This is a genomic window from Streptomyces sp. NPDC048461, assembly GCF_055587105.1.
Window position 1 is genome coordinate 1 of the sequence record NZ_JBVJGW010000087.1, and the last position, 1,103, is coordinate 1,103.

A 1,103-nucleotide genomic window follows, 5' to 3' on the forward strand; every position below is an offset into this window, starting at 1 on the left:
CCTTCGTCTCTACCATTGAGAGGAACTTGAACATCCCGATCTCTGAACCCAGCTGCTTTGCAGCCGCCAGTTCTTCCTCGGTAAAGGGGAGAACATCGGTCTTCTCGCGCGCATCGGAAGTGTTGATCGTCCCGGTGGCTGCATAGACAGTCGAGAACCGGAGTGTCGGGTCTCCAAGCGGGACAACAGCATCCAGCTTAGGCCATACCGGCCCACCAAAGACTGACGGGTTGTTCCCATCAATCCACATGGCATAGTTGTTGGTAGCTTTAACCAGTGGCTCGATGTAGAGCCCGGTGTGATTATTGACTGCTCCCGTACCCACAATATCGAATATGTACTGCCCGAACGCCTGCGTAACCGGCCCATCGCAAGTGGGCAATGAGGCATAGGCATACAGCCGCGTCATCGCCCCAGTCCCTGCATGCCTTGGGCGAGACTGATACCCAATCAGGTGATCGAGAGGGTTGGGGCCATCAGTCACCCCTGCTGCATCGAAGTTTGCGAATCCGAATCCAGACCCCAAGGTTGCAGTCGCATCCACGCGCAAAGCTCGAACGCTATTGGTTGCGGCTGTAGCGAAAGAACCGCCTATCCCCAATAGTCCATCTGCATTCTCAGACACATTGGGAGCGTTTATGCCGACTCGCCCCGAGATCGTTCCGCCCGTCTTGTCGTACTTGTTCGGGATCGTGCCTACGTCGGTCAGCTGGGCATTGGTCAGGTGGTATCGCTCGGTAGTTGTGCCACCCTGCAGCCCTGGCAGATCGTTGTGGTTCGGCGTCGCCGCGCTACTGGCCTGCAGCGCACCGAACTTGCCAACAGGCGCGAAGGTGGCGCTTCCGAGCAGTCCGAGAAGACCCCGATTGATGATCAGGTAGCACCGCAGGATGCCGTTCTCGGCGATGTTCTGCTCAGTCGTGAAGGCATCGGTGAGGATGCCGTTGATCGCAGCCTGGGCGCTCGCATAGAGTTGCTGGCCGTACTGGATCCGGGTCATCCCAGACTGGAAGATGTTGATGCGCTGGACGTGCCACTGGTTCCCAAGGATCGGGATGGCCGTCAGCACGCCCGGTGCACTCTCGTACTGGTTCGGGTTGATG

General features: G+C 58.2%; 1 protein-coding gene. It reads right to left on the reverse strand.

Features of this window, described 5'->3' with window-relative positions; translation table 11 throughout:
* Nucleotides 1-1,069, reverse strand: a 1,069-nt coding sequence (locus ACZ6S8_RS39670) for a hypothetical protein (RefSeq protein ID WP_469463279.1), incomplete at its 3' end; no start/stop codon positions are given.
* Between the last annotated feature and the right edge of the window lie 34 nt (nt 1,070-1,103).